The organism is Shewanella sp. (genome assembly GCF_051658185.1).
Classification (GTDB): Bacteria; Pseudomonadota; Gammaproteobacteria; order Enterobacterales; family Shewanellaceae; genus Shewanella.
This window is the reverse complement of the sequence record NZ_JBOFMC010000073.1, coordinates 1-3,420: the sequence shown is the minus strand read 5'-3', so window position 1 is coordinate 3,420 and position 3,420 is coordinate 1. Positions and strand designations below refer to the sequence as shown.

The 3,420-nt window shown below is 48.8% G+C and carries 1 protein-coding gene and 4 tRNA genes; 1 reads left to right on the top strand and 4 read right to left on the bottom strand.

Annotation, left to right across the window (positions count from 1 at the left end; all coding sequences use genetic code 11):
- A partial coding sequence (locus tag ACRCZA_RS03340) for a valine--tRNA ligase (protein WP_438673067.1) occupies window positions 1-2,232 on the top strand: 2,232 nt, incomplete at its 5' end.
- A 503-nt stretch (window positions 2,233-2,735) separates the two neighbouring features.
- Here ACRCZA_RS03340 and ACRCZA_RS03335 read toward each other — a convergent pair.
- From ACRCZA_RS03335 to ACRCZA_RS03320, 4 genes are all read right to left on the bottom strand, one after another.
- Window positions 2,736-2,812: transfer RNA gene (locus ACRCZA_RS03335), tRNA-Arg, on the bottom strand.
- 127 nt (window positions 2,813-2,939) lie between these two features.
- A tRNA-Ser gene (locus ACRCZA_RS03330) sits at window positions 2,940-3,031 on the bottom strand.
- Between the two features lie 35 nt (window positions 3,032-3,066).
- A tRNA-Arg gene (locus tag ACRCZA_RS03325) sits at window positions 3,067-3,143 on the bottom strand.
- A gap of 84 nt (window positions 3,144-3,227) precedes the next feature.
- Window positions 3,228-3,304: transfer RNA gene (locus tag ACRCZA_RS03320), tRNA-Arg, on the bottom strand.
- Window positions 3,305-3,420: the final 116 nt, after the last annotated feature.

Here is a 3,420-nt window from a genome sequence, read left to right as displayed (position 1 = left end):
TACTTAGAAGTAGCCACCACTCGTCCGGAAACCATGCTGGGTGATAGCGCAGTCGCGGTTCACCCTGACGATGAACGTTATCAAGCATTGATTGGCAAATATATTCTGCTACCAATTGTCAACCGTCGTATCCCTATCGTTGCCGATGATTACGTGGATATGGCCTTTGGTACCGGCTGCGTGAAAATCACTCCTGCCCATGACTTTAACGACTACGAAGTCGGTAAGCGCCACCAACTGCCCATGTTCAACGTGTTGACCTTAGATGCAGCCATTCGCTCATCTGCAGAAGTGGTGAACACCGATGGCACCATCAACACCACCTTAGATAACAGCCTACCCGAGCGCTATGCAGGTTTAGATCGTTTCAAAGCCCGTGATGCCATCGTTGCCGAATTTGAAACCTTAGGCCTGCTCGAGAAAATCGCGCCGCACGGCTTAAAAGTGCCCTATGGTGACCGCTCTGGTGTGGTTATCGAGCCAATGCTGACCGACCAATGGTACGTAGCGGTTGCGCCTATGGCCAAGACGGCTATCGAAGCTGTTGAAAATGGCGATATCAAGTTCGTGCCACAGCAATACGAAAACATGTACTTCTCTTGGATGCGCGACATTCAAGATTGGTGTATCTCTCGCCAATTATGGTGGGGGCACCGCATCCCCGCTTGGTACGATGCCAATGGCAAGGTTTATGTCGGCCGCACCGAAGCAGAAGTGCGTGCTAAGCACAATATCGATGATGCAATCGCCCTACGCCAAGATGAAGATGTATTGGATACTTGGTTCAGCTCAGCGCTGTGGACATTCTCTACCTTAGGCTGGCCTGACAATGTTGAAGATTTAAAAACCTTCCACCCAACCGACGTATTGGTGACGGGTTTTGACATCATCTTCTTCTGGGTTGCCCGTATGATCATGATGACTATGCACTTCATCAAAGATGAAGATGGTAAACCCCAAGTCCCATTCAAAACCGTCTACGTGACGGGTCTTATCCGCGATGAAGCGGGTAACAAGATGTCAAAATCTAAGGGCAATGTGCTTGACCCATTAGATATGATCGACGGTATCGATCTTGAAACCCTCGTTGAAAAACGTACCGGCAACATGATGCAGCCACAATTGGCCGCCAAGATCGAAAAGAGCACCCGTAAAGAATTCGAAAATGGTATCGAAGCCCACGGTACTGATGCCCTGCGCTTTACCCTAGCGGCAATGGCATCAACGGGCCGTGATATCAACTGGGATATGAAACGTTTAGACGGTTACCGCAGCTTCTGTAACAAGCTATGGAACGCGTCACGCTACGTGTTGATGAATACCGAAGGCCAAGATTGCGGCCCGAACTCTCCGGACTACCAAGGCGGTGAGGTGGAGCTGTCACTGGCAGATCGCTGGATCATCGGTTTATTCAACCAAACCGTGAAAACTTACGATGAGCACATGGCAAGCTACCGTTTCGATCTTGCCGCTAACACGCTGTACGAGTTCACTTGGAACCAGTTCTGCGATTGGTATTTAGAGTTAACTAAGCCTGTCCTGCAAAACGGCACCGAAGCGCAAATGCGTGGTACTCGCCATACCTTGGTCAATGTGTTAGAAGCGATGCAACGTCTGATGCACCCAATGATGCCATACATCACTGAAACCATCTGGCAACGCGTTAAACCGCTGACTGGCGCCCAAGGCGACACCATTATGCTGGCGCCTTTCCCTGCATTTGATGCAGCTAAAGTGGATGCGACCGCAATGGCCGACCTCGAGTGGGTTAAGCAAGTGATTGTGGCGGTGCGTAACATTCGAGCAGAGCTTAATATTGCGCCTTCTAAGCCATTAAATGCTTTACTGCGTGGCGTCAGTGCTCAAGATAAAGCCCGCATTGAAGCTAACCAAGCCTTCTTCACCACTCTGGCACGCTTAGAAAGTATGACCATTCTGGCTGAAGGTGAAACAGCACCGATGTCAACCACAGGTCTGATTGGTGAGATGGAATTATTAATTCCAATGGCAGGTCTGGTCGATGTGGCTGCTGAAATGGCGCGTATCGATAAACAGCTCGAAAAAATCGTGCAAGAAATTGCCCGTATCGAGGGCAAATTATCGAACGAAGGCTTTGTCGCCAAAGCGCCGCCAGCCGTTATCGATAAAGAACGGGCCAAGATGGCCGATCTCAGCCGCGATATGGAAAAACTAAACGAACAAAAAGCAGAGTTTGCGAAATTAGAAGCCTAAGCTTCGTAATACCTCTTCTACTCCTTCAAGGGCTGTTATCACACAGCCCTTTTTTATTGCTCGAAATTCCTTATATCTCGCCCTTAACCACTAGGTTGCCATGACAAACATTGGCGAGATAACCAATACCAAGCTAAGTGCTTTGTGCTTTGTGCTTTGTGCTTTGTGCTTTGTGCTTTGTGCTTTGTGCTTTGTGCTTTGCACGGTAATTTATTACGACTGGGTAAACATCAAAGAGGGCTCAATAATGACCTCATCGCGCCCTAAAAAGCGCTGTAGGGCCAAAGAATCTTAAGCCGCATATCACCGTTAAAGCACACCGTTATCCTGTCTGTGCACTGCATTGCGGGAAAGAAAACAACCCTTTTAGTGCATCATATTAGTGCATTATTAGGCTTGAACTGTTGGAGGAATGAAGGTCATCCATGGCAAATGCCACTTATCAAGTGCCAGAATGGAAGCAAAAAAAAAGCCCCACAATCCAGTTGTGGGGCTTATCTTTATGGTGCGCATGGAAGGAGTCGAACCTCCGACCGCCTGGTTCGTAGCCAGGTACTCTATCCAGCTGAGCTACATGCGCAAAACTGTTACGCTAAAACAAGTTACCTATTAACACTAATAACGTGCGACTAGGTTAACGATAGACATCAGTCTAGGATAGACCTTTATGTCTCGCAAATCATTTTCTATGCCGCAAAGGAATAGAATGGCGGAGAAGGAGGGATTCGAACCCTCGATGGGAGATAAAGCCCATACTCCCTTAGCAGGGGAGCGCCTTCGGCCACTCGGCCACCTCTCCGCAAAATCTGCGTATGTAAGCAAGCTTACTTAATGTGGTGCGCGTGGAAGGAGTCGAACCTCCGACCGCCTGGTTCGTAGCCAGGTACTCTATCCAGCTGAGCTACACGCGCATTTTAACTACTTGCGAGAAGGAACATTACAAAATTTCAAACTGAAATACAAACCTGATGAGTTAACAATAACTAATGCAGAGATGGTGCGCATGGAAGGAGTCGAACCTCCGACCGCCTGGTTCGTAGCCAGGTACTCTATCCAGCTGAGCTACATGCGCACTGTTTTCTATCAATGTCTAGCAACAAGAAATGGCGGAGAAGGAGGGATTCGAACCCTCGATGGGAGATAAAGCCCATACTCCCTTAGCAGGGGAGCGCCTTCGGCCACTCGGCC